We start from the raw sequence: 24,604 nt of genomic DNA, 5'->3' as shown, positions 1-24,604 counted from the left end.
ATGGAACTGAGCTTTGCAGCTATGTCGCGTCTCACCGGAGTGGACTTGACTGTACTCATGACTCAGACCACGCAGAACGCCCAGACAGAGACGAAGACGACGCTTGTCATCGGTGGCACCGGAAAGACCGGCCGCCGGGTCGCCGAGCGCCTCGCAGCCCAGGGACTTCCCGTGCGGATCGGCTCGCGCAACGCGGACCGGCCGTTCGTGTGGGAAGACCCGGCCACCTGGGAGGGCGCGCTGGAGGGTGTCGGAGCCGTCTACGTCACCTACTACCCCGACCTCGCCTTCCCCGGCGCCGCCGAGTCCGTCGGTGAGTTCTCCAAGTTCGCCGTCGCCCGGGGCGCCCGCCGCCTGGTGCTGCTCTCCGGCCGCGGCGAGGAGGGCGCGCAGATCAGCGAGAACAAGCTGAAGGAGTCCGGCGCCGACTGGACCGTCGTACGGTCCAGCTGGTTCAACCAGAACTTCAGCGAGAGCTTCTTCCTGGAGCCCGTACTCGCCGGAGTCCTGGCGCTGCCGACCGGTCACGCCGTCGAGCCCTTCGTGGACGTCGACGACATCGCCGACGTGGTCGTCGCCGCGCTCACCGACCCGAAGCACATCGGCAAGACCTACGAGCTGTCCGGTCCCCGGCTGCTCAGCTACCAGGACGTGGCCGACGAGCTGTCCAAGGCCACCGGCCGGGAGATCAAGTACATCCCGGTCACCGGCGACGAGTACCGTGCCTTCCTGAAGGAGAACGACCTGCCGGAGGAGTTCGCCGACCTGTTCGCGATGACCCTCGACGGCCGCAACGCCTTCCTGGTGCACGGTGTGGAGGAGGCCCTGGGCCGCAAGCCCCGGGACTTCGCCGACTTCGCCAGGGACGCGGCCGCCACCGGCGTCTGGAACGTCTGATCCCGTACCCCGCCGGCGGGCCGGCCGCGGACGACCTCCGCGGCCGGCCCGCCGGCCGGGGGAGCGGCGCACCGAGAGATCCGCCGGCGCGACCGGGTGAGCGATACAGGAACGAGGACGCGTGAGCGACGACGCGTCAGTCACGAGGAGGCGGCCATGAGTACCCCGATGTCGAGCGAGTTCGGACTCGCTTCCCTGCCCGCTCACTTCCACGGGTTCGCGCTGATGCACATCGCGATGCGCCGTGACGCCCAGCGGCTGCTCGCCGCCGCGCCCCGGCTGACCCAGGCCGGACTCGACGCGGCCGGCGTGTGGTGGCAGCAGCTCCGCGACATCATCGACTGGCACCACCGCAGCGAGGACGACGTCCTGTGGCCCGGACTGCTGCGCCGGGCACCGGAGTTCTCGGCGGAGGCGCGGCAGCTCGGTGACGACCATGTGGTGCTCGACCGGGCCATGGACGCGGTCACGGCCGCGCTGCGGCCGCGCGGCGACCTGCCCGCCATCGGTCTGGCGGCCACCCGCTTCGACTCCGTCCTGCGGGCTCATCTGCGCGACGAGGAGGCGGTGTCCTTCCCCGTCTTCGCCCGGCTCGCGCCGCAGGAGTATCTGGCGGTCGAGCGGAAGGTGATCGCCAGCGCCCCCATGAAGGTCATGACCCAGCTCCAGCCCTGGATGTTCGACGGCGCGGACAAGCGGTCGGTGGCACACGTCGCCGCCACGATTCCGCCACCGGTACGGCTGATCGGCAATACGGTGTTGCGCAGGCGGTACGAGAGGACCCTCGCCGGAGTGACCCGGCCCTCCTGACCGCCGCGGCCCCGCGCCGCACCCGATACCGGCCAGATCCACCACGAACGGATGAGGAAGCCCCATGGAGACCCTTCCCGCAGCCGCCGGCCCCGTGCTCACCGCCGCCACCATCGGCACGGGGCTCATGGCGGGGCTGTATCTCACCTTCGACGTGGGTGTCATGCCCGCCCTCGCCCGTCGTGACGACCGTACGTATGTGAGTGTGATGCGGCGGATCAACGAAGTCCTCGACAACAGCGCGCTGTTCGGTCTGCTCTTCGTCGGGGTGTTCCTCGCCACGGGCGTCGCCGCGGCCCTCCAGCGCCGTCTGGGACAGCCGGACGCCGCACGCTGGATCCGGACCGCGTTCGTGCTCTACGGCGTCTCCATCGCCGTCACGATGTGTGTCAACATCCCGCTCAACAGGATGCTGGCCCGCGCCGGTTCGGCGGCCGCGAGCCCCGACTTCGCCGCCGTGCGCGGCCGGTTCGAGCGGCCGTGGACCTCGGCCAACATCGCGCGCACGGTCGCCTGTACGGCGGCGCTGGGCGCACTCGGCCGGGCCCTCGTCCTGCACAACAAGGCGGCCGCCGCACGGTCTTGACCGTGGCCCCGCACCGCGGGCCAATCGGCCCGCCCCTGAACTGCGCCCGTCCTTCTTTTCGTTCCCCCGCGGGGAGGGCGGGCGCACACCTCCTTCCGACCGGCCTGAGACGGATCCGGCGAAACCAGTGACCATTCATACGGGGTCGTCTAAGGTAATGTCATGGACACACTGACAGGTCTGCTCGAAGGTCCGAAGGCCCGAGGCGCGTTCCTGCTGAAGTCGGTCTTCAATCCGCCGTGGTCCCTCCGGGTCGAGGACCGGGCACCGATCTCCGTGGTGACCATGGTGCGCGGTGATGCCTGGGTGCTCCCCGACAAGGGACATCCCGTGCGGCTGTGTCCCGGCGATGTCGCCGTGATACGCGGCCCCGACGCGTACACCATCTCCGACCGGCCGGAGACGGACGTCCAGATCGTCGTCGGACCCGAACAGCGCTGCAACACCACCGACGGTGAGGACGTCACCGAGACGATGGCGCTGGGCGTACGCACCTGGGGCGACGCCGGCCGGGCCGGCGCCTCGGTGATGCTCAGCGGCACCTACCAGGCGCCCAGCGAGATCGGCCGCCGGCTGCTGGCCGCCCTGCCCGTGCTGCTGGTGCGGCCCGCCGAGGCGGGCGACAACCCGCTCGTCCACATCCTCGCCGAGGAGATCAGCAAGGACGACATCGGCCAGGAACTGGTCCTCGACCGGCTGCTGGACCTGCTGCTCGTCAGCGTGCTGCGCACCTGGCTCGCGGTGCCCGAGTCGGGCGCCCCCGCCTGGTACCGCGCCCAGAGCGACCCGGTCGTGGGCCCCGCGCTGCGGCTGCTCCACGAACAGCCGGGCAAGGCGTGGACGGTGGCCTCGCTGGCGGACACCGTGGGAGTCTCCCGCGCGGGTCTCGCCCGCCACTTCACCACGCTGGTCGGCGAGCCGCCGATGGCGTATCTGACGGGCTGGCGGCTCACCCTCGCCGCGGACCTGCTGCGCGAGCCGGACGCCACGGTGGCCACGGTGGCCCGCCGCGTCGGCTACAGCGGAGCGTTCGCGCTGAGCGCGGCCTTCAAGCGGGTACGGGGCGTGAGCCCCCAGGAGTTCCGCAAGGGCAGCCAGGTCCAGTCGGTGCACCGGCTCAGCGCGCCGACCCAGACGGTGGTACTGGACCGCTGATTTCGCGGACCGCTCACTCGCCGCCGGCCGCCGACAGGAGCGGGGCGTCGTCGTGGCCCGCGGGCGCGGTCGTGGTCGCGACCACCGTCAGCAGCAGCCCGTTCCGTACCAGCCAGCGGCCCTCGAAGTGCGTGGGGGCGTCCGGTGGGAGTTCCGAGGGGTGCAGCCGGGCCGTGAAGGTGCCTGAGGGGGCGAACCGTACGTCGGCGTCCGCGAAGCCCAGCCAGCGCTCGGCCGACGGGTACCACGCCTTGTAGACCGCTTCCTTCGCCGAGAACAGCAGCCGGTCCCAGCACAGCTCCGGGCCCCCGGCCGAAAGCCGCTCCAGCGCCGCGCGCTCACTGTCCGAGGCGACCAGGCCGAGGACACCCCGCGGCAGCGGCTCCGCGGGCTCCGCGTCGATACCGAGCGCGGCCACCTCCGCCGACCTGGCCACCACCGCGGCCCGGTAGCCGTCGCAGTGGGTGATGCTGCCCACGACCCCCGCGGGCCACCGCGGTGCGCCGCCGGCGCCCGGCAGCAGGGGGGCGGGCGGCAGGCCCAGTTCGGCGAGGGAGCGGCGCGCGCAGGCGCGAGCGGTGGCGAACTGCGCCTGACGGCGCGGACGCCGGCCGGCCATCAGCGCGGCCTCCTCCGGAAACAGCGGAGCGGGCGCCAGGTCGTCGAAGGCTTCCGACGACCTGACGCCCGGGGGCAGGATCTCCTCGATCACGGCGGGGCTACGCGCGCGGACGGGCGACCAGCCCGGCCACGGCACGCACGATCTCGTCCGGCCGCTCCAGCGGCAGCATATGACCGGCGCCGGGGAGCCGTTCGTACCGCGCGTCCGGCAGGGCGTCGGCCACCGCGCTGCCCAGCTCCGGCTTGACGACCCGGTCGTTCTCACCCGCGAGCACCACGGCGGGCACCTCCACCGCCGCCAGCCCCTTGCGCAGATCCATCCCGCGCGACGAGGCGAAGCAGTCGGAGCGCACCTGCGGCGAAGCCGCCGCGAACATCTGCCGATTGACTTCCAGGAGGTACGGGTCGACGCCCTTGCCCATCGTCTGGGCCAGCAGCTTCCGGCCGAGCGCCGGCCGCCGCAGGGCCCGCGAGAACAGCGCGCTGCCCATCATGCGCACCTCGCTGTCGGGGGTCTCCTGGTCGTGCGCGGCCGTGCCCAGCAGCACCAGACCGCGCAGCCGGCGCGCGGCGGCCGGATCGGCCGTGACGTACGCCATCGCGGCGAAGCCGCCGCCGGAGTGCCCGACCAGGACCGCGTCCCGGGAGCCGGTCTCGCCCAGCACGGCGGCCAGGTCCGCCCCGAACCGCTTGATGGCGACGGGCTCCTTGCCCAGGCTCGACGCACCGTGCCCGCGCTGGTCGTACAGCACCACCCGGTGGCCGGCCCTGATCAGCCGGTCCGCGACCGTACCCCAGACCCGGCGGCCCGCCGCCCAGCCGTGCGCGAGCACGACCGTCGTACCGCTGCCGGGTCCGGCCGTCAGCGGGGCGAGGACGGTGACCGCGAGCGCGGCACCGTCGTCCGTCCGTACGGTCGTCTCGTCGGTACGGGCGAGCGCGTCGGTCCTCGCCGTGACGGGGCTCATCGCGCCCCTCCGGCGGGCGCCGCGGCGAGCTGCCCGTTCAGCGCGACGAAGGCCCCCAGCGTCGCCTTCGAGTGCTCGGCGCCGATGTCGGCGACCTTCGCCAGCAGCTTCAGCTTGCCGTGCGGACGGCCCCGGAAGTGCATGGTGATACGGGTACGGCGGCCGTCGTCGAGCGGTTCGAGGATGAAGTCGGCAGGACCGCGGAAGACCCCGTCGACATACTCGACGGTCAGCCGGCGGCCCGGGACGACGGACTCGGTGCGCTGGGTGAAGCGGAGCTTGGGGCCCCCGTTGTCGACGCCCTTCGTGTGGACGGTCACGGCGACCGTGCTGCCCACTTTGTCGGGCGCGCCGGAGACCGTCTCGAAGGTGTTGTACGGCACCCACCAGCGGGCGGCACCGCGGAACTCGGCGACGAGCGCGTCCCAGACGACGTCCGCGGGGGCGTCGACCACCGCCTCGTCGATGATGTCGTAGCCGTTCATGCCAGTCTCCCTGTGTGGGGCGGCGGATGGGACAGAAGGAGGAGCGGGGCCCACGGTGGGGCCCCGCTCCCTTACCGGTGTGCCGGCCCGGCCGGCAGCGGGCCGGACCGGCCGGCACACCAGATCAGGCGAAGAAGCCCTGACCGGGGGTGAGGATGCCGGCCGGGTCGTAGCGGCGCTTCGCGTTGCAGAAGTCGGTGTAGCGGTTGCCGAAGTGCTTCTTCCAGTCCGCCGGGGTCATCCGGGGGACGGCGCCGACGAGGTAGCGCTTGGCGCCCAGGGCGACGGCCTTGTCGTACAGCCGCCGGTTCTGCTCCACCATGCCCGCGATGTCGGGCTCACCCGGGTGGGGGAAGCGCAGCAGGTCGAAGAGGTAGGCCACCGACTCGTTGGGCTGTACCACCGTCCCGCGCTTCAGCTTCGACGTGGGGTACGGGTAGGTGAGCACGAAGCCGGCACCCAGGTCGTTGGCGGTGAGATCGGCCTCCGCGATCTCGAGGAACTGCTTGATCTTGGAACCAGGCAGGAACAGGCTCAGCCAGGGCTTGGGCTGCTCCCAGTAGCCCCCCAGCTTGTATTCGTCCACGTAGGCGTCGAAGCGGTACAGGTAATCGCGGAAGGACATGTCCTCGACGGTGACCTCGGCGCGGTTGTCCCGCAGCCCCGCGAGGAGCGGTGCCGAGGCCGGGGCGGTGCCCGTGTAGGCGGCCCCGAGTTCCATCCCGTAGTGCCAGCCCGAGTCGTCCAGCTTGCGTCGCATGTCGCCGGCCTGGACCAGGAACCGCGAGTCGGCCATCATCCTCTCCGCGTCCGCGAGATACGTCGACACGTCGTCGTAGACCAGGCCGAGGACGAGCACCCGCTGCTTGGCCGGGACGATCTTGATCGTGACGCGGACGATGATGCCCACCTGGCCGCCGCCGGCCAGCGCGGCGTGGAACAGGTCGGGGCGGACGGTGGGAGAGGCCGTGAGCAACTGACCGGCACCCGTGACGATGTCGAGCGACTCGACGGTGTCGACCGCCAGGCCGTACTTGCCGACGGTTCCGCCGATGCCGCCGACGCTCAGCGTGCCGCCGATCGACAGGTGCATGTAGTCGGGCATGGCCGGCGGGACCTTGCCCTTGGCCAGGGCCGCGTCGGTCAACTGGCCCCAGGTGACGCCCATCTCCACCACGGCGGAGGTGGAACCGATGCTGACGATCTTCGACAGACCACGGGAGTCGATCGAGATACCGCCCGGAACCGCCGCCTGGCCGTAGTTGGAGTGCGACTCGAGGTCGGGATCGGTGCCGCTGCGCCCGTTCGCCGCGATCTTCAGATTGTTGGACCGGGCGAAGTTGATCATCTTGACGATGTCATTGACCGAGCCGGGCACCAGCGCGGCCCACGGCGTCATGTTCGGCACCAGGCCGCCGAAGTCCTTGCTGAAGTGCGCAAGGTCGGCCGCGGAGGTCTTCAGCGACCCGTCGAGCGGCGGCACGGGCGACACATGACCGCCGCCGCCATGACCGTGGCCCGCCTCGGCGGCGGTGGCCCACGTCTGCGTGGCCACGTTCCAGCCCACGACGGTCGCGGCGGTGGCGGCCATTCCGCCGAGGACTCTGCGCCGAGAAGGGGTATTGGTGGTCATCTGGTCCGTTCTCCCGTTCGTCATACGTGGTTGACAGCCGGTCGGCCGGCGCCCACGGTGGTGGCGAGCTGGTACTCGCCCAGGTCGAAGTGCTTGGTGCCGTTGCGGAACCGCCAGGTGTACGTGGGCCAGATCGACGGGTTGCGCCCGCTGCTGTCCAGGTACCAGCTCTTGCAGCCGCCGGCGCTCCAGACCGCGCGCGCCTGCCGCTTGTCGAGCTTGGCGTTGTACGCCTCCAGCGCCTCCGGCCGCACCTCGACGCTGGACAGGCCGCGCTTGTCCATCTGCTTGAGCGCGTCCATGACGTAGGCGATCTGGGACTCGATCATCACGGTCTGCGAGGAGTGCCCCAGCGTCGTGTTGGGACCGAGGAGCATGAAGAGATTGGGGAACCCGGCGATGGTCGTGCCGCGGTGCGCGGACATCCCGTCACTCCAGGCCTCCCGGAGCTGGACCCCGCCCCGGCCCCAGATCCGCCGTGCGACCGGACGGTCCGTGGCGAGGAAGCCGGTGCCCATGATGATGGTGTCGACCTCGCGCTCCTGGCCGTCCTTGGTGACGATGGACTTGGCCCGGACATGGTCGATGGAGTCGCTGACGATCTCCACGTTCGGCTGCTGGATCGCCGGGTACCAGGTGTTCGAGAACAGCAGCCGCTTGCACGCCACGACATAGTCGGGGGTGAGCCGCTTCCGCAGCCCCGGGTCCTTGACGCTCTTCTCCAGATGGTCGGAGGCCATCTTCTGGACCTTCTCCGCGACCTTGGGCCGGGCGAAGGCGAAGGCCAGGACCTCACGGCCCCACATGTTGAAGTTGCGCCGGAAGCGCTGGTAGCCGGGGAAGCTGCGCAGCATCTTCGTGTGGAACGCGGTGTTGGGCTTGTCGTTCTTGGGACCGACCCACGGAGGCGTGCGCTGGTACAGGTCGAGCTGCCCGACCTCGGGCTGGATCTTCGGCACGAACTGGATCGCCGAGGCTCCCGTACCGATCACGGCGACCCGCTTGCCGGTCAGATCGTGGTCGTGGTCCCAGCGGGCCGAGTGGAAGACCTTCCCCTCGAAGTCCGCCAGCCCCGGCACATTCGGGATGGACGGCTCGCTGAGGTAGCCGGCGCCGGCGACCAGAACCTGGGCGGTGTACTCGCCGCCCGAGGTCTCGATGTGCCAGTACCGGGTGTTCTCGTCCCAGCGCGCCGCGATCAGCTCGTGGTTGAAGCGGATGTGCGGGCGTACCCCGAAGCGGTCGGCGCAGTCCCGCAGGTAGTCGAAGACCTCGTCGCGCTTGGCGAACGTGCTCTTCCACTCCGGGTTGCGGGCGAACGAGAAGGAGTAGAGGTGGGCCTGGACGTCGCAGGCACACCCGGGATACGTGTTGTCGCGCCAGGTGCCGCCCACCTCGTCGGCCCGCTCGAAGACCAGGAAGTCGTCGATCCCCTGCTGGAGCAGCCGTACAGCCGTACCCAGGCCGGAGAAGCCGGTACCGATGACCGCGACCCGCAGGTGACGGGTGGGGCCCCGGCCGGCCGGCCCCTCCGTCCCGTTGCTCGCGCCGCCCCCGTGGGCGGGTTCGAGAATGCTTGTCACGGTGGCCTCCTCAGCCCCTGCGCTCGATGGTGACGCGGAAGTTGTTGAAGAACTTGTCCTCGAGCGTGTACGCGAAGATGTCGAGGTAGCGCTCGAAGCGGGCCACGACCTCCTCGCCCTCCAGGGCGACGGCCGTCTCACGGTCCGCGGCCAGCCGCTTCAGCCAGGCGCGGCACGCCATGGCGAAGGACTCCCGCTCGTTGGTGATCTCCACGATGTGGAAGACGCCCTCGGCGGCGGCCGTCAGCTCGTGGAGATGCGGGATGTGCATCCCCTCGAACTCGGAGCGCTGGAGGAACTTCAGGTCGGCGAGCAGCTCCCGGTTCATGGGCTGCGCCTCGGCCGTCATCGTGTGCAGGACGAACTTCGCACCCGGGTTCAGGGACTTGGCCACCTGGTTGAAGAAGAAGCGGTAGCGCTTGGTGCGCTCACGCGGCGGCAGGTTCGAGGAGACGAAGTGCTCCAGCGCGTTGATGCAGAACGCCGCGTCGTACTTGTCGTCCGTCTCGTGGTCCGCCCAGCTCTCCACCCGCGTGGTGATGCGCGGGTTGTCCAGGCCGGCGATGAACGCCTCCTGGGTGCGGCTCAGCGTGAGACCGACGGCCTGCTCCACACCGTGGACGGTGGTGAGGCGGTTGAGCATGGTGCCCCAGCCGCAGCCGACGTCCAGTACCCGGCGGGTGCCCGCGGCCCCGGCCAGCTCGGCGAACGTGTCGAGCTTGCGCTCCTGTGCCTCGTCCAGTGTCGCGACGAGGTCCTCGCCCTGCTCCCAGTAGCCGCCGGAGTACATCATGGTCGGACCCAGCAGGAGCCGGTAGAAATCGTTGCTCACCTCGTAGTGGTGCCTGACCGCGTCGACCTCGGGGTCTACGGATCTGGGGGCGACCGTTGTCATGCTCGACCTCTTTCCTGTCGTTCTCGTCGCTGCGCCGCTCGTTCCGACCGTTGATTCGGCCACGAGCAAACCGTGTCGCTCGCAACAGATGTGCAAGACGTCCGTGCGTCGGCGGTGTTGCGCCTGGGTTGCGCGGCCCGCGCTTCCATGCCTCTCGAAACCGGATGCACCGCGAGAGAGGACCGAAGCTCATGACGCTGCCCACCATCGAAGAACTGGCGAGCCAGCTCGAGGCCGTGTCGGGCGCCCAGGAGGTCAGCCCCGATGCACCGCTCCAGCACATCGCGGACGTGGACTCGCTGGACCTGATGGAGTGGCTGTACGGGTTCCAGAACCAGTACCCGGACATCCCCGCCGACGAGTCGCTGTTCGCCGACCTCGACGACACGACCACGCTGCGCCACGTGTACGAGCGGATCCTCGCGCTCGTTCCGCAGCCGGCGCAGGCGTAGCGAGACCGCCTGTGAACGGCTTCGACATCACCGGGTGGGGCATGGCCGTACCCGAACGCAAGGTCACCAGCGTGGAGTTGGCGGAGCGTTTCGGCGTCGACGAGAACTGGATCGTCAGCCGATGCGGTATCCGCGAGCGCCGAGCCGTGGGACCGGGACAGACAACCGCCTCACTGGCTGTCGAGGCCGGCCGGCGCGCACTGGAGAAGGCGGGCCTGACCGGCGGCGACATCGCTCATCTGATCGTCGCCACCGCCACGCCCGAGCAGCCCTCCCCGGCGACGTCCGCGTTCGTCCATCACGACCTGGGCATCGCCGGCGGGGCGCACGACGTCAACTCCGAGTGCGCGGGCTTCATCTACGCGCTGGTGTCGGCGATGGCGCTGATCGCCATCGACCCCCGGCCGATCCTGCTGATCGGCTCCGACACCCACACCCTGACGGCCAACCCCGCCGACCGTGACCTGTCCATCCTCGTCGGCGACGGTGCCGGCGCGGTGGTGCTCCAGCCGGGGCCCGAGAATCGGGTCAAGGCATGGAACCTCGGTGCGGACGGCTCCTGTGCCGGCAGTCTGAAGGTGCTGGCGGGCGGCAGCAGGATGCCGACCACCGAGGAGACGGTCCGTCAGGGTCTGCACTACGCGCAGATCAACGGCAACGAGATCTATCTCAACGCCGTGCGCTACACCGTCCGTACGGTCCGGGAGACGCTCGAGAGCGCCAAGGTCGACGCGGCCGACATCGACCATGTCATCCCGCACCAGGCCAATATCCGGATCATCAACTCGATCCTCAGCCACACGGGTCTGCGGAAGGAGGCACTGATCACCAATCTGGAGCGGTACGGCAACACCGCTTCCGCGTCCGTCCCGATCGCTCTCACCGAGGCGCTCGACGAGGGCCGGATCAAGAACGGCGACAAGGTGCTGCTCGCGGGCTTCGGGGCGGGCATGACCTGGGGATCGATGCTCATGGAGTGGGGCGGGGTGAGGAAATGAGCAACAAGCCGCAGGGCAGCCGTCCCGAGAAGCCGGTCGCCCTGGTCACGGGAGCGTCCGGCGGACTCGGACAGGCCCTGGCCCTGGAACTGGACGCGCTCGGCTGCCGGGTCGCGGTCCACTACAACAGCTCCGAGGCTCAGGCTCGGGCTGTTCAGGAGAAGCTCAGCAACGACTCGGTCGTCGTGACCGGTGACGTCGGCTCCTGGGACGCCGTCACCGCGATGTACGCCCGGATCAGCGAGGAGCTCGGTCCCGTCGACGTACTCGTCAACAACGGCGCCATCCGCAAGGACGCGCTGATGGCGATGCAGTCGCCGGCGGACTGGCAGCAGGTGATCCAGACCAATCTGGTCGGTTCGTTCCACACCGCCCGGGTGTCCGTGCCGTACATGCTCAGGCAGCGGTGGGGACGGATCATCAATGTGGTGTCGCCCTCCGGCCTGATCGCGACAGCGGGCCAGACGGCGTACTCCGCCTCCAAGGCGGGTCTCATCGGCTTCACCCGCACCCTGGCCGCCGAGTGCGGCCGGCGCGGGGTGACCGTGAACGCCCTGTCACCGGGCTTCATGATCACCGGTATGACGAAGGACCTGCCCGGCCGTGTCATCGAGGGGATGGAGGACAAGGCGCCCATTCCCCGCTTCGTGACGGTCGAGGAGGTAGCCCGCAGCGCCGGTCTCTTCCTGGACCAGGACTGTATGACGGGCCAGGTCATCAGTATCGACAGCGGCGTCTCGATCACCTGAGAGACCGCTCCGGTACCCGCAGGACCCGTTCGGCCGGTGCGCGTCCCTCAGCGCTCCGGTCGTCCGGCATGCCCCGGCAGCACGGCAGGCACTCGGTGCCCCGACCGGCCGGCAGGCGAAAAAAGTGGCGGCCCGGCTCAACTGCCGGGCCGCCCACGCATGTTCCCCCGCCGTCGGTCAGGCCACACGCCGGTCCGGCGCGGCTCGCGCCGGACTCACCGGGTGGGTGAGACAGCCGTCCGCCGTCAGTGAGCACGGCCGCGGCGCGGCGGGCCGGGGATAAGGGGCTTCGAACATGCCCATCAGCACCGGGTCCAGCCGCGTGACCGCCCTGGGTTCGGGACGCCGTTGCGGATCGGGAGTGCGCAGCAGCTCCAGATAGGCCGCCTCGCTCTCCGGCGCCGGGTCGATGCCCAGCTCCTCGGCGAGCACCTCCCTCAGCTGCTGGTACGTGCGCAGCGCCTCGGCCCGGTTGCCGGCCGTACGGTGCGCGGCCATCCGGCACCGGTAGGCGCTCTCCCTGAACGGCGCACGCCGTACGGCCTCTTCGGCGTACCGCAGCGCGTGGTGCTCGTCGCCCAGAGCGGCCGAGGACAGACTCGCGGTCTCCAGGGCGCACAGGCGCAGCTCATCGAGCCGCTCCCGCATGCTGTTGACCCACTCGCCCTCGTGCGCGGGCAGAAATGACCCGCGTAGATTTGACACGGCGGCCGCCGCGAGCTGCTGCGCCACGGCGTAGGAACCGGTCGCGAACGCCTCGGCGGCCTCGGTCGCCGCCGCCTCCGCGCACTCGATGTCGACGGCCGCGTCGTCGGGAAGGCGCAGCAGGTAGCGGCCGCCCTGGGCGACGAGCGGGGTGACGCCCGGCTGCTGCTGGGGGAAGGTGACGAAGGTACGGACCCGGCTGACGACACTGCGCAGGGCCGAGGCCCAGGTGTCGGGCAGGCCGTCGGGCCATACGGTGTCCGCCAGTTGGTCGCGGCTCGTACCGCCGGACCGTTCAAGGATGAGCCGGGCGAACGCGACTTGCGCCTGTGCGCTGGACAAATGCTGTGGCGGAACCCCTTCGGGTTCGATCGTGACGAGACCAGCAAGTCTGATGAGCAAGCTGTACTCCCCGGTGCGGTCGGCTGTCTGCCGGTTGCACCGGCGGCGGCTGCCGCCGGCGAGGTGTCGGAATCACGCCAGGGGGTCCGTCACATCGGGTCCTTGTGAAGGAGATCGGGACACGGTGTGCATGCCCCCTGCACAAGAATTGGACGATACCGGTCGGCCTTCTTGGTATGTCAACAGTGGCTGAGGAACATTCCCCGGGAATTGGGCGGAGGAAGGGATTCCGCTTCCCGGGCCGTGTCGCGTTCTTGTTGCGTTGACTGATTTCCGCATTTCAAGGTCGTGTTGCGCGCGGCTTGCGCGGCTGTCGTTGAATTGCGTCGCACTTTGAGTCCAGGGTTGAGCGGACTCCGGTAATTGTCCGAAACGTGGATGAGGAGACGCACGTGAACACATCCGGAGGATGGGAACGTCTGGCGCCGAAACTGGACGCGACACGTCGTCGTGTGCAGTCCCTCGAGTGGGAGCCCGCCCGACGTAACAGCTTCGTCACCTACACGGTCGAGCGCGACTCCGCGTACGCCGACCTCGACGGCGAACGCCTCCTGATGATGTCGGGCTACAGCTATCTGGGCCTGGCCGGCGACGAGCGGGTGGTCGCGGCCGCCAAGGCCGCGGTCGACCTGTACGGCACCGGCAACCACGGGGTGCGGGCGCTGGCGGGTTCGATCCCGCTGCACGAGGAACTGGAGGCTGAGGTCGCCCGGTTCGCCGGCCGGCCCGAGGCCCTGGTCTTCGGCTCCGGCTACGCCGCCAACGTCGGCACGGTCGGCGCCCTGGTCGGCGCCGGCGACACCGTACTGATCGACAAGTACGACCACGCGAGCATCGTCGACGGCTGCCGGCTGAGCGGTGCGACCGTCACCCGCTTCCGTCACAACGATGTCGACCACCTCGACCGGCGGCTCGCCGCCGCGAGCCCCGACGGGATCAGGCTCGTCATCGTCGACAGCGTCTACTCCATGGACGGCGACATCGCCCCGCTGCCCGAGCTGCGCGCGGTGTGCGACGCGCACAACGCCCTCCTGATGGTCGACGAGGCCCACGCGCTGGGCGTCATCGGCGCCACCGGCAAGGGCATCGAGGAGCACTTCGACTACACCGCGAAGGTCGACGTCAAGCTGGGCACCCTCTCGAAGGCCATCCCCTCCATGGGTGGCTGGGTGGCCGGGCCCAGCGAGCTGATCGGCCATCTCAAGTACGCGGCCAGGCCGTTCCTCTTCTCCGCGGCCCTCGGCCCCGCCCAGTCGGGCGCGGCGCTGGAGTCGCTGCGCATCCTGGAGCGCGAGCCCGAGCGCGTCACCCACATCCAGCAGGAGTCCGCGCGGTTCCGCCGCATGCTGAACGACGCGGGGATGCGCACCGGCGACAGCGAGACCGCGGTCGTCCCCGTCATCGCGGGCTCCGACGACGCCGCGTACGACTACGCGACCGCCTGCCGCAGGGCCGGGGTCATCGGACTGCCGGTGGTCACCCCCGCCGTCCCCAACGATCTGGCGCGACTGCGGATCGCCATCACCGCCCGCCACACCAAGGCCGACATCGACTTCGCCGCGGAGGCCTTCGTCAAGGCCGCCCACGAGTGCGGTCTGATCACGGCCTGACCCTCCGGGCCGGCTCCCCGCCGGCCATCTGTCCGCCCTCCGCCGTTCGCACGGGATACGGGATCCGAGATGCCAACCTCACCGAGGCACGCACAGTCGAAAGCACCTGTCGCGATCACCGGCATGGGCGTCGTCACCCCGGCCGGCTGCACCCCTGACGACCTGTGGGCCACGCTGCGCGCCGGCCGGTCCACCGCCGCCGAGCTGACCCACCTCGATCTGGACCGCCACCGGGTACGCATCGGCTGCCGGGTCCGCGGGCTCGACGCCGTCGGTCTGGTGCCGGCCAAGGACGCCCGCCGGATGGACCCGTTCGCCCTCTTCGGGACGACCGCGGCCCTCGCCGCCCACCGGGACGCCGGCTCGCCCGCCGCCGACCCGGGCCGTACCGCGATCGTCGTCGGCAACGCCGTCGGCGGCCGGGCCACCAGCGACGAGGAGTCCCGGCACTTCACCGAGTCGGGACCGCACCGGGTCAATCCGCTGATGCCGCTGATGACGATGCCCAACGCGGCGGCGGCCCAGATCGCGATGCGGCTCGGCTGGCAGGGCCCCGCCCTGACCATCGCCACCACCTGCGCCAGCGGGGCCGACGCCATCGGCCACGCGCTGATGCTGCTCCAGACCTACCGGGCGGACATCGTGCTGGCCGGCGGCTGCGAGTCCACCATCACGCCCGTCACCCTCGCCGGGTTCGGCAACCTCAACGCCGTATCGATGCGCAACGACGACCCGGAGCACGCCTCCAGGCCGTTCGACATCGACCGCGACGGCTTCGTGATGGGGGAGGGCGCCGGCTTCGTCGTACTGGAACGCCTCGACGACGCACGGGCGCGCGGCGCACTGACGTACGCGACCGTCGCCGGCTACGCGGCCACCTCCGACGCGTACCACCTCGCCATGCCGCTGCCGGACGGCGCCGCCGCCATCGGCGCCATGCAGGGAGCCATCGCCGACGCGGGCCTGGCCCCCTCCGACATCGTCCACATCAACGCGCACGGCACCTCGACGCCGCACAACGACCGCGCCGAAGCGACCGCCCTGGCCAAGGTGTTCGGCACCGACGGGCCGCCGGTGACCGCGAACAAGAGCGTCATCGGCCACCTCATCGGGGCCGCCGGCACCGTCGAACTGATCGCCACCGTGCAGGCCATGCGCCACCGCGAGGTCCCGCCCACCGCCAACCACGAACAGCTGGAGCCAGGCATGGAAATCGACGTGGTCCACGGCGCCCCGCGCGCCGTCGCATCCGGTCCCGCGCTGTCCAACTCCTTCGGTTTCGGCGGCCACAACTCCAGCCTGGTGGTGGCGCCGGTATGACGACCGCCCCCGCCCCCGCGGCGACGCGCACCGTCACCGCGGAAGAGATCGCCGCCTACCGCGGCGCGGTCCGCGCCGGCCTGGCCGCCGCGCCCGCCGAGCAGGCCTCCCCCGTCCACGCGTTCGTCCTCGCCCACATGGTGGCCGAGCGGACCGTGGCCGCGCTGACCGCGGACGAGCCAGGACCCGTCTCGGTCGTCCACCTCGGCCAGGACATCCGCTGCCGGCGGCTCGTGCTGCCCGGCGAAGAGGTCACCGTACGGCTCGATGTGCTCGGCGCCCGCCGCGAGGCACGCGGGGTACGGGTCGCCCTGCGCTCCCGGCTCACCGGCGACGGCGCGGGTGCCGGCCCGGAGGCCGGCGGCGAGGAGCCCTTCGCCGAACTGGTCACCAGCGCCCTGCTGGTCGGCGCCACCGTCCTCGAACCCTTCGGGGAGATCTCGGCGGGCGCCGCGGCTCCGGCGCCCTCCGGCGCGGGCGAGCCCGCCACCGTCGTCCATGAGCCGACCGTGGAGTGGATCCGCCGCTACGCCCAGGCCTCCGGCGACGAGAACCCGATCCACCTCGACCCCGAAGCGGCCCGCGCGGCCGGATTCGGCTCGGTCATCGCCCACGGCATGAGCGTGCTGGCCCTGGTCGTCGAGGAGGTCGTCGACCGGTACGCCGACGGCGACGCCTCCCGCGTGCGGGGCATCGGCGGCCGCTTCTCGGCGCCGGTGGCGCCGGGCGAGCCGCTCCGGTTCGACCTCCAGCCGGACGCGGCCGGCCGGGTCGTGCGCTTCACCTGCAGGACCCCGGCAGGACCCGCCGTCAAGAGCGGCTGGATCGAGCTGGCGGGAGCCGGGGACAGCGAAGGACACAGCGACGGAGGCGGCGATGACGACTGACGGCCTCGGCCTGGTGGGCGGATTCCTCTCCCAGGTCCGCGAGCGGCCCGACACGGTCGCGCTCCTCTGGAACGGCGAGGAGACCACGTACCGCGAGCTGTACGAGCACGCCGGACGCCAGCGCGAGCGGCTGGCCCAGCTCGGTCTCACCGCGGGCGAGCCCATCGGTGTGCTGGCCACCAAGTCCCCGGCGGCCATCGCCCTGGTGCTGGCGTGCCTGCTGGCGCGGCGCCCCTTCCTGCTGCCGTCGCCGGCGCTCGCCGACTCGCTGCTCGCGGACCTCTTCGCCCAGGCGGGCTGCCGCCGGGTGATCACCCCCGAGGGCGACGACGCCGGGGTCGTACCGAACCCCGAGGTCACCCCGCAGCCGCTGACGCCGCGCGAGGCCGCCGAGGTCTCGTTCATGCTCACCACCTCCGGCTCCACCAGCCTGCCGAAGATCGTGCCGCTGGGCCGGGACGCCGTGAACCGGTTCGTCGCCTGGGCCGGCCCGGCCTTCTCGATCGGGCCCGGCAGGACCGTACTCAACTACGCGCCGCTCAACTTCGACCTGTGCCTGCTGGATGTCTGGACGACGCTGGCGCGCGGCGGCCGTGTCGTCCTGGTCGACCCCACCCTGGCGGCCCGCGGCGGACATCTGCTCGACCTCCTCGTCCGCCATGACGTGGACGTGGTGCAGGCGGTGCCGATGTTCTACGGGCTGCTGCTCGACGCCGCCCGGCGGCGCGGCGAGACCCTGCCCGGCGTCGGGCACGTGATGTTCAGCGGCGATGTCATCCCCGACCGCACCTTCGCCGCACTGCCCGAGCTGTTCCCCAAGGCGCGGATCCACAACATCTACGGCTGCACCGAGACCAACGACAGCTTCGTCCACGAGGTCGACACCAGCACCACCGCGTTCCCGCCGGTACCGATCGGCGTCCCGCTGCCGGGAGTCGAGGCGCTGATCCTCGACGTGGACGGCGCGGCCGTCGAAGGCCCCGGCTCCGGCGAGCTGTATGTGTCCACGCCCTTCCAGGCGGCCGGCTACCTCGACCGGAGCCGGCACGCGGACAAGTTCACCAGCCATCCGCTGGGCCTCGACGACCGGAGCTGGTTCCGCACCGGCGACCTGGTACGGCGCGACGCGGACGGCCGGCTCCATCTCACCGGGCGCGGCGACCACCAGGTCAAGGTCCGTGGGGTCGCCGTGAACACGGCGGAGATCGAACGGGTCCTGCTGGACCATCCCGCGGTGCTCGAAGCGGGAGTGGCCGCCGTACCCGACCCGATCGAGGGCCGCCGGCTCGTCGCCGCCGTACAGAGCGCGCCCGGCAGCGGACTGAGCAGCCTGACCCTGCGCCAGCACTGCGCGCGCAGCCTGCCCAGGGCCGCCGTCCCCTCGACGCTGCGGATCGTCGACGAGCCGCTGCCGAAGACCGCCACAGGAAAGGTCGACCGCAAGGCGCTCGACCGTCTCCACGAGTTGTCAACAGCCAAAGGAAGGACGTCATGAGCCACGTCGGCACCATCAAGCAGTTCGTCATCGAGGAGTTCCTGCCGGACGTCAGCGCGCAGGAGCTGGCGGACGACCACGATCTGCTCTCGGACGGGGTCATCGACAGCCTCGGCGTGCTCAAGCTGATCGCCTGGGTCGAGCACCGCTTCGAGGTGGCTATCGGCGACGAGGACCTCGACCCGAACAATTTCCGCAGCGTCGCGGCGATCGACGCGTTCATCGCCGGTGCGCGCCGTCCCGAGGTGGCAGGTAGCTAGCGGTGCATGACGCACTCATCGGCCTGCTGGAGCAGCGCGCACCGGTAGGACGCGAGACCTGGCGGTCACTGTGGGACCAGCTCGGCGACGGCAGCCTCGACAGAGCGCAGGCCCTCGCCCTGCTCGCCTCCCTGGCCACCAGGTTTCCCGACCACGAGACGCTGCGCCATCTGCTGGACTCGCTCGCCGAGCGGCGGCCCGCCGAACCGGCGGGCCGCTGGGCCGGCACGGTCAACGTCGTGGGCACCGGCGGCGGACCGAAGACCTTCAACATCTCCACCGCGTCGGCGTTCGTCGCGGCCGCGGCCGGAGTACGGGTCGTCAAGACGGGCTCGCGCGCCTACACCAGCAGCCTCGGCTCCGTCGATCTGCTGGAGCGGCTCGGCGTCCGGCTGACCTCGTCGTACGAGCAGACCGCCGAGACACTGGACCGGCACGGGATCGCCTTCGCGGGACCGTTCGTCTACCCGGCCCAGCTGACCCGGCTGGCCAGGACCATCGTGCCGACGAGCATGAAGCCGTTCGGGCGCTTCCTCAACGCCCTCGGACCCTTCCTCGCCGATCTGCCCGTCACGGCGCAGGTCACCGGGGTCTCGGCTGTCGCGCCGCTGGCCGAGCTGCGCTCGCTCGCCGCGACCGTCACCGGGCGCACCCTGTGGCTGACCACGAACGACCGCGGAGCCGACGAACTGCTCGGCTTCGCCGACAACACCATCCACACCAACGACGGCCGCGAACTGCGCTTCCCGGCAGGCGAGCTGGTGGCGGCCGACGGCGGCTTCGACGACCTCCAGCCGGCCACCGACCCCGCGTCGGCGCCCGCGCACTTCCTGTCCGTCCTCTCTGGCACCGCCGGCGAGGTGGCCACCCGCACGGTCTGTCTCAACGCCGCGGCGCTGGCCGTCGCGAGCGGTCACATCACCGACTGGACCAAGGCCGTCGCCACCGCCCAGGAGGCGGTACGCGGCGGAGCGGCCCGCGATCTCGCCGAGCGCGTACGCGCCGAAGGACCGCGGCTGCTGACCCGTACGAGAGGGGTGTCCGGTGGATGAGCTCCGGGCCCCGGCCGGCACACCGTTAGCGGGACCACGCATGCAGGACCGACCCGAGGCGGTGACCCATGGCTGAATTCTTCGACCGCGTCCGGCCGGGCGAGGGACCGGGCCTGGCCCTCTTCCTCAACGCGGGGGATCCGCCGCTCGATGTCCTCGCCGACCTGGTGCTCATGCTCGACGAGGAAGGGGTCGACTGCCTCGAACTGGCCGTGCCCTTCCCGGACTCGGTCACCGACGGGCCCGTGATCCGCCGCTCGGCACGCCGGGCTCTCGACCTTGGCACCGGGCTCGACGAGGTCCTCGCCTTCATCGCCGACGTACGCCCGCGGCTGCGCCGGCTGCGGATCGCGCTGCTCGCCGACTGGAGCCACTCGCTCAAGCACCGCGACCCGGACGCCGTGCTCCGTACCATCGCGGCGTCGGGCGCGGACGGGCTGCTCGTCCACGCGCTGCCGCCGCGGCTGCGCACCGCCCACTACGCGGCGGCACGCGAGGCGAAACTCCCCATCGTCACCACCTGCTACCAGCAGAGCCCGCCGCCGACCATGGCGGAAGCGGCGGCCGAGGCCACCGCGTATCTCTATCTCGTCGCCCACTACGGACGCAGCGGCACCGCCCCGGTCGCGGGGCACGCCGCTCTGGCCGGCACGGTCGCCGCGCTCCGGGCGCACACAACGTCCCCGATAGCCATCGGCTTCGGGGTCAGGACCAGGCAGGACGTGGAAGCCGTCGGTGCCTGCGGAGCCGATGCCGTAATCATCGGCTCCGCAGGTGTCGCCCGGATCGAGCAGTCGCTCGACCAAGGGGGCGACGTCGTCGACGACTTCCGCGCGTTCGTCAGGTCCGTCTCGCCCACCCGTTCCACCACACCTGAGAGAACAGGGAGTTGAACATGTTCATCCGTGACCTGGACACCGTCAAGACGGTCGAGTGGGGCAATGGCCTGAGCCGCCGCTTCATCGTCGCCGCCGACGGCCTCGACTACAGCATCACCGACACTACCGTGCGTGCGGGCACCAAGTCCCGGCTGGAGTACCGCAATCACATCGAATCCTGCTACTGCATCGAGGGTTCGGGAGAAGTGATCGAGCTCGACGGTACCTCGCACCCCATCGTGCCCGGCCGTCTCTACTCCCTCAACGAGCACGACGCCCACTACCTGGTGGCCAGCCCGCACGAGGACCTGCGCCTGGTGTGCGTCTTCTCCCCGGCCCTCCAGGGCGACGAGGTGCACCAGCTCGACGAGCAGGTCTCCTCCGCGTACTGATCCGCCCCGAACCGCCGCTACTGATCCGTATACGGAAAGGCTCGCCGTGATCCGCTGGAACGCCGACCAGGCCGCACTGCGTGAGGGCCTGGCCCGGTGGGGCGAGGCGCTCAGCGCCGGCCACATTGAACAGGACGAACAGGCCACGTTCTCCTGGGACAAGTGGAAACTGATCCGGGAGACCGGCATCCTCGGCCTGCCCTTCGACGAACGGTGGGGAGGCCTGGGCCAGTCCCTGCTCACCACCATGTACCTGCTCGAAGGGCTGGGCGAGAACTGCCGCGACTCCGGGCTGAGCTTCTCGGTCACCACCACGATGGCCAGCACCGGCGTCCCTCTGGAGCAGTTCGGCACGGACGCGCAGAAGGACACCTATCTGGCGCGGATCTGCTCGGGCGAAGTGATCGGCGCCCATGCCATCACCGAGGCCGAGGGCGGCTCGGACGCCATGGCGATGACCACGCGGGCGGTACGGGACGGCGACCAGTTCGTCCTGACCGGCTCCAAGATCTTCGTCAGCAACGGACCGGTCGCCGATGTGTTCGTCGTCTACGCGCGTACGCGTCCGGACGGCGGCGCGCTCGGTGTGACCGCGTTCCTCGTGGACCGGGACACCCCCGGGCTCACGATCGGCAAACCGACCAAGAAAATGGGACTGCGGACCTCGCCGCTGAGCGAGCTGTTCTTCGACGAGTGCCGAGTCCCCGCGACCCAGGTCCTGGGCCGTGTCGGCGGTGGGTTCATCGTGCTCGACTACGTGATGAAGCGGGAGATCCTCTTCTCCTTCATCGTCAACGTGGGGGAGATGCAGCACCGGCTCGACCGCTGCGTCGACTACGCGAAGACCCGCCGTTCCTTCGGCAAGCCGATCGGCTCCTACCAGTCCGTCGCCAACAAGATCGTCGACACGAAGATCCGACTGGAGACGGCCAGGAAATGGCTGTACGACACCGGTGAACGCCTCGCAGCCGGCGAGAACGTCACGGTGGATCTGGCCATCGCCAAACTGGTGACGAGCGAGAGCAACGTGGCGACGAGCCTGACCGCCGTACAGATCTTCGGCGGTCACGGCTACATGACCGAGTACGGGCTCGAGAAAGACGTGCGCAACGCCGTGGCCGGCACGATCTACTCGGGCACCAGCGAGATCCAGTACAACCGCATCGCCTCGATGCTGGGTCTGGGCAAATGAGTCCGGAACCCGGCTCCAGGCTCCCGGCGGGACACTCGGCCGCACCCGAGACCCGCCGGGTTCTGAAGGTATGCGGGGCCACGGCCCCCGATGACATCGCGACACTCGCCGCCGCCGGAGCCGACCTGGTCGGCCTGTGGCACGGCATACCCGGCGGCCACGCCGAGCTGCCCGAGGAGCGGCTGACCGGTCTGGTCGCGGCGGCCCACGCCACCGGCCGGCTCGAACCGGTCCTCGTCACGTTCCTGAGCGACCCCGACACCCTTACCGGCCTGGCCCGCCGCACCGGGCTGCGCTGGCTGCAACTGCACGCCTACCAGCCGCCCGCCGTGGTGAAGGCGCTGCGCGCCGCCCTGCCCGACGCGGTCCTCGTCAAGGTCCTCCATCTGCGCGGCGGCAGCTGCCTCGAACGCCCCCTGATCGGCGCGTACGAACGGGCGGGCACGGACCTGTTCCTGCTCGACACCGCCACCGAGGACGGCCGTATCGGCAGCACGGGCCGCCAGCTGCCGGAACAGGACGTCCTGAGCCTGCTGCCCCGGCTCACCCGGCCGTTCCTGCTCGCGGGGGGCATCTCCCCGCACAACCGTCCCGACTACCCGCGCGTCACCGAGCACCCCGGGTTCCGCGGCATCGATGTCGACACCGCGGCCCGGGACGGACACGGGCGCTTCTCCGCGCCCGCCGTCACCGCTCTGGCCCGCACCTGGCGGACCGTCACATCCCTTGAGGAGAGCACATGACCGCCCGGTTCCTGGAAGCCCTGCTGGCCGCCGAACGCCCCCTGGTCATGGAGGTCAAACGGCGCGACGCGCACGGCTACGACCTGCTCGGCGGCCGCACCCCGGCCGCGATCGTCGAGTCGTACGAGACCGCGGGCGCGCCCTGCATCTCGGTGGTCACCGGACGCTGGTTCGGCGGCACCACCGCCCTGCTGCGCGATGTCGCCGCGCTCACCGACCTGCCGCTGCTCCAGAAGGACTTCATCACCCGCCGGGACCAGCTGGGTACCGCCAAGGAACTCGGCGCCTCCGCCGTGCTGCTCACCGCCGCGCTGCTGCCCAGGTCCAGCATGCGCACCCTGATCACCGCCTGCCTGTCCACCGGCCTCACCCCCTTCGTCGAGGTGACCGAGGAGGCCGAACTCGACGGCCTGCCGCACGCCGACGAATGCGTCGTCGCCGTCAACAACAAGGACATCAAGACGAAGGAGAAGGACCGGGGGGACATCGACCGCAGCCTCGCGCTGCTGCCGGCGCTCCGAGCCTCCGGTACGCGCTGCCCGGTCAGCGCCAGCGCGATCGACGGCCCGCTCGCCGCCGCGAAGCTGCTGGACGCGGGCTTCGCGGGCCTGCTGGTCGGCACCTCGCTGCTGCGCACCGAGAGCGCGAGCGCCTGGCTCGACACCCTGGACCGTGCCCGGACCCGCCCCGAGGCCAGGACGGTCTGACCGGCCCCGGCCCACCCCCGCTCCCCAGGAGAACCGCCAGCCATGACAGCTCCCGCCCCTGCCGCCGTCCCCGCCGGAAGCCTGCCCGCCGCCCCGGGCGCCACCCTGCCCGTCGAAGCGCCGCCGGTCGAAGCCGTGCCCGTACAAGCCGTGCCCGTACAAGCCGTTCCGGTCGAAACCGCGCCCGCCGGTGTCGCGCCCACCGTTCCCGACGGCGCCCTGCCCGCCGCCGAGGTGGCGCCCGCGGTCCGCCCCGTCACCCTCGACGCCGACGGCGTACAGGTGTCGGGTCTGCTCGCCGAGCCGGCCGGCGGAGAACCCCGTGCCGTGATCGTCGCCATCCACGGCCGCGGCATGTGCGCCGACTACTTCAACGGGCTGACCGATCCGGCCAACTCGCTGCTCACGCTCGGCGCGCGGCTCGGCCACTCCGTGCTGGCGCTGGACCGTCCCGGCTACGGCCTCTCCACTGGGCAACTGCCCGAGGGCCAGCCGCTCGGCGAGCAGGCGACCACCCTGCACGCCGCGCTCGCCGACTTCGCCCGCACCCACGAGACCGGGGCGGGCTTCTTCGTCGTCGCCCACTCCGACGGCGGCAAGGTCGCGCTGCACATGGCGGCGGAGGAGGCGGGCAAGGGGCTGATCGGCCTCGACATCAACGGCTGCGGCTGGCTGTACGCCCCCGAGGCCCGGCACTTCCCCGACACCCTCGGCGGCGGCGCCTCCAAGCTCAACTGGGGTCCGCTGCGGCTGTACGCACCCGGTACGTTCCGGGCGAGCCGCACCCTCCTGATGCCGGTGCCGAGGCGGGAGGCCGCCCAGACGGCGATCTGGCCCGCCCAGTACCCGCGCCTGGCCGGCCGGATCACGAACCCGGTCAGGCTCACCTTCGCCGAGCACGAACTCTGGTGGGAACTGGACGACGACGCGCTGGCCGCGATGCGGGACCGGCTGACCGCCGCCCCCCTGGTCACGGTGGAACGGCTGGCAGCCGCCGGCCACAACATCAGCATCGGCCGCGCCGCCCGCACCTACCATCTGCGGGCGCTGGCCTTCCTGGAGGAATGCCTGCTGCGCGAGCGGGACAGCCCCGCGCGCACCTGAATTCCGGCTTCAGAAGCGACGGTTA

26 protein-coding genes are annotated in these 24,604 nt (G+C 70.9%); 19 read left to right on the top strand and 7 right to left on the bottom strand.

Going from position 1 to position 24,604, the window contains the following annotated elements; all coding sequences use genetic code 11:
* The first annotated feature begins 57 nt into the window (after positions 1-57).
* The 4 genes from ACZ6MZ_RS17460 (at position 58) to ACZ6MZ_RS17445 (ending at position 3,448) form a co-directional block, all read left to right on the top strand.
* The gene (locus tag ACZ6MZ_RS17460) at positions 58-897 is read left to right on the top strand and encodes an NmrA family NAD(P)-binding protein (RefSeq protein ID WP_384181786.1); all 840 of its coding nucleotides are present in this window, start codon (positions 58-60) and stop codon (positions 895-897) included.
* Positions 898-1,053: 156 nt separating this feature from the next.
* Entirely contained in the window at positions 1,054-1,707 is a 654-nt protein-coding gene (locus tag ACZ6MZ_RS17455) for a hemerythrin domain-containing protein (protein ID WP_469352725.1), read from the top strand.
* Positions 1,708-1,771: 64 nt separating this feature from the next.
* The gene (locus ACZ6MZ_RS17450) at positions 1,772-2,293 is read left to right on the top strand and encodes an anthrone oxygenase family protein (protein ID WP_384181783.1); all 522 of its coding nucleotides are present in this window, start codon (positions 1,772-1,774) and stop codon (positions 2,291-2,293) included.
* Between the two features lie 162 nt (positions 2,294-2,455).
* On the top strand, positions 2,456-3,448 hold the full coding sequence (locus ACZ6MZ_RS17445; RefSeq protein ID WP_469352723.1) for an AraC family transcriptional regulator: 993 nt from the start codon (positions 2,456-2,458) through the stop codon (positions 3,446-3,448).
* Positions 3,449-3,461: 13 nt separating this feature from the next.
* Here ACZ6MZ_RS17445 and ACZ6MZ_RS17440 read toward each other — a convergent pair whose 3' ends face one another.
* The 6 genes from ACZ6MZ_RS17440 to ACZ6MZ_RS17415 all read right to left on the bottom strand — a co-directional run bounded on the left by ACZ6MZ_RS17440 (position 3,462) and on the right by ACZ6MZ_RS17415 (position 9,633).
* Positions 3,462-4,160 carry a 4'-phosphopantetheinyl transferase family protein gene (locus tag ACZ6MZ_RS17440; RefSeq protein WP_469352721.1) on the bottom strand — a complete coding sequence of 233 codons (699 nt, stop codon included), beginning with the start codon at positions 4,158-4,160 and terminating at the stop codon, positions 3,462-3,464.
* Between the two features lie 7 nt (positions 4,161-4,167).
* On the bottom strand, positions 4,168-5,037 hold the full coding sequence (locus tag ACZ6MZ_RS17435; protein WP_384181777.1) for an alpha/beta fold hydrolase: 870 nt from the start codon (positions 5,035-5,037) through the stop codon (positions 4,168-4,170).
* Positions 5,034-5,522 carry an SRPBCC family protein gene (locus tag ACZ6MZ_RS17430; protein WP_384181775.1) on the bottom strand — a complete coding sequence of 163 codons (489 nt, stop codon included), beginning with the start codon at positions 5,520-5,522 and terminating at the stop codon, positions 5,034-5,036. Before ACZ6MZ_RS17430 ends, ACZ6MZ_RS17435 begins: the two co-directional genes overlap by 4 nt.
* Positions 5,523-5,646: 124 nt before the next feature.
* Positions 5,647-7,155: an FAD-binding protein gene (locus ACZ6MZ_RS17425; protein ID WP_389790686.1), complete on the bottom strand. Its 1,509-nt coding sequence runs from the start codon at positions 7,153-7,155 to the stop codon at positions 5,647-5,649.
* 20 nt (positions 7,156-7,175) lie between these two features.
* Positions 7,176-8,738 carry a flavin-containing monooxygenase gene (locus ACZ6MZ_RS17420; RefSeq protein WP_389790687.1) on the bottom strand — a complete coding sequence of 521 codons (1,563 nt, stop codon included), beginning with the start codon at positions 8,736-8,738 and terminating at the stop codon, positions 7,176-7,178.
* A 10-nt stretch (positions 8,739-8,748) separates the two neighbouring features.
* Positions 8,749-9,633, bottom strand: a complete 885-nt coding sequence (locus ACZ6MZ_RS17415) for a class I SAM-dependent methyltransferase (protein ID WP_384188445.1) — start codon at positions 9,631-9,633, stop codon at positions 8,749-8,751.
* A 191-nt stretch (positions 9,634-9,824) separates the two neighbouring features.
* Here ACZ6MZ_RS17415 and ACZ6MZ_RS17410 point away from each other — a divergent pair, with 191 nt between their 5' ends.
* From ACZ6MZ_RS17410 to ACZ6MZ_RS17400, 3 genes are read left to right on the top strand one after another with little or no spacing between them, the layout of a single operon-like run.
* Positions 9,825-10,085: a hypothetical protein gene (locus ACZ6MZ_RS17410; protein WP_046502425.1), complete on the top strand. Its 261-nt coding sequence runs from the start codon at positions 9,825-9,827 to the stop codon at positions 10,083-10,085.
* Positions 10,086-10,096: 11 nt separating this feature from the next.
* Positions 10,097-11,083, top strand: a complete 987-nt coding sequence (locus ACZ6MZ_RS17405; RefSeq protein ID WP_384188447.1) for a 3-oxoacyl-ACP synthase III family protein — start codon at positions 10,097-10,099, stop codon at positions 11,081-11,083.
* Positions 11,080-11,832: an SDR family NAD(P)-dependent oxidoreductase gene (locus tag ACZ6MZ_RS17400; RefSeq protein ID WP_384188448.1), complete on the top strand. Its 753-nt coding sequence runs from the start codon at positions 11,080-11,082 to the stop codon at positions 11,830-11,832. Before ACZ6MZ_RS17405 ends, ACZ6MZ_RS17400 begins: the two co-directional genes overlap by 4 nt.
* A 177-nt stretch (positions 11,833-12,009) precedes the next feature.
* On the opposite strand, the gene ACZ6MZ_RS17395 is transcribed toward ACZ6MZ_RS17400, so the two are convergent.
* The gene (locus tag ACZ6MZ_RS17395) at positions 12,010-12,879 is read right to left on the bottom strand and encodes an AfsR/SARP family transcriptional regulator (protein ID WP_389790689.1); all 870 of its coding nucleotides are present in this window, start codon (positions 12,877-12,879) and stop codon (positions 12,010-12,012) included.
* A 452-nt stretch (positions 12,880-13,331) separates the two neighbouring features.
* Between ACZ6MZ_RS17395 and ACZ6MZ_RS17390 the strand changes: the two genes are divergently transcribed.
* The 12 genes from ACZ6MZ_RS17390 (at position 13,332) to ACZ6MZ_RS17335 (ending at position 24,579) form a co-directional block, all read left to right on the top strand.
* Positions 13,332-14,549, top strand: a complete 1,218-nt coding sequence (locus ACZ6MZ_RS17390; RefSeq protein ID WP_386875220.1) for an aminotransferase class I/II-fold pyridoxal phosphate-dependent enzyme — start codon at positions 13,332-13,334, stop codon at positions 14,547-14,549.
* Positions 14,550-14,618: 69 nt separating this feature from the next.
* A complete protein-coding gene (locus ACZ6MZ_RS17385) occupies positions 14,619-15,869 on the top strand; it encodes a beta-ketoacyl-[acyl-carrier-protein] synthase family protein (protein ID WP_384188453.1) in 1,251 nt (416 codons plus the stop codon).
* On the top strand, positions 15,866-16,756 hold the full coding sequence (locus ACZ6MZ_RS17380) for a MaoC/PaaZ C-terminal domain-containing protein (protein ID WP_469352715.1): 891 nt from the start codon (positions 15,866-15,868) through the stop codon (positions 16,754-16,756). Before ACZ6MZ_RS17385 ends, ACZ6MZ_RS17380 begins: the two co-directional genes overlap by 4 nt.
* Positions 16,746-18,251, top strand: a complete 1,506-nt coding sequence (locus ACZ6MZ_RS17375) for an AMP-binding protein (RefSeq protein ID WP_389790691.1) — start codon at positions 16,746-16,748, stop codon at positions 18,249-18,251. Before ACZ6MZ_RS17380 ends, ACZ6MZ_RS17375 begins: the two co-directional genes overlap by 11 nt.
* A complete protein-coding gene (locus ACZ6MZ_RS17370) occupies positions 18,248-18,511 on the top strand; it encodes a phosphopantetheine-binding protein (RefSeq protein WP_384188458.1) in 264 nt (87 codons plus the stop codon). Before ACZ6MZ_RS17375 ends, ACZ6MZ_RS17370 begins: the two co-directional genes overlap by 4 nt.
* Before the next feature lie 2 nt (positions 18,512-18,513).
* Entirely contained in the window at positions 18,514-19,563 is a 1,050-nt protein-coding gene (locus tag ACZ6MZ_RS17365) for a hypothetical protein (RefSeq protein ID WP_384188460.1), read from the top strand.
* Positions 19,564-19,631: 68 nt separating this feature from the next.
* The gene (gene trpA / locus ACZ6MZ_RS17360) at positions 19,632-20,456 is read left to right on the top strand and encodes a tryptophan synthase subunit alpha (RefSeq protein WP_384327675.1); all 825 of its coding nucleotides are present in this window, start codon (positions 19,632-19,634) and stop codon (positions 20,454-20,456) included.
* 2 nt (positions 20,457-20,458) lie between these two features.
* Positions 20,459-20,833, top strand: a complete 375-nt coding sequence (locus tag ACZ6MZ_RS17355) for an ectoine synthase (RefSeq protein ID WP_384188464.1) — start codon at positions 20,459-20,461, stop codon at positions 20,831-20,833.
* Between the two features lie 46 nt (positions 20,834-20,879).
* Positions 20,880-22,025, top strand: a complete 1,146-nt coding sequence (locus ACZ6MZ_RS17350; protein ID WP_389790693.1) for an acyl-CoA dehydrogenase family protein — start codon at positions 20,880-20,882, stop codon at positions 22,023-22,025.
* Positions 22,022-22,768 (top strand): phosphoribosylanthranilate isomerase, encoded by a 747-nt coding sequence (locus ACZ6MZ_RS17345; RefSeq protein ID WP_386875209.1) that lies wholly within the window; start codon positions 22,022-22,024, stop codon positions 22,766-22,768. The genes ACZ6MZ_RS17350 and ACZ6MZ_RS17345 overlap by 4 nt, the downstream gene beginning before the upstream one ends.
* On the top strand, positions 22,765-23,475 hold the full coding sequence (locus ACZ6MZ_RS17340; protein WP_389790694.1) for a beta/alpha barrel domain-containing protein: 711 nt from the start codon (positions 22,765-22,767) through the stop codon (positions 23,473-23,475). The genes ACZ6MZ_RS17345 and ACZ6MZ_RS17340 overlap by 4 nt, the downstream gene beginning before the upstream one ends.
* Positions 23,476-23,517: 42 nt before the next feature.
* On the top strand, positions 23,518-24,579 hold the full coding sequence (locus ACZ6MZ_RS17335; RefSeq protein WP_469352711.1) for an alpha/beta hydrolase: 1,062 nt from the start codon (positions 23,518-23,520) through the stop codon (positions 24,577-24,579).
* Positions 24,580-24,604: the final 25 nt, after the last annotated feature.

It is taken from the genome of Streptomyces sp. NPDC042201, from assembly GCF_055582185.1.
The sequence above is the reverse complement of the archived record's forward strand: the minus strand, read 5'-3'. Positions and strand labels throughout refer to the sequence as shown.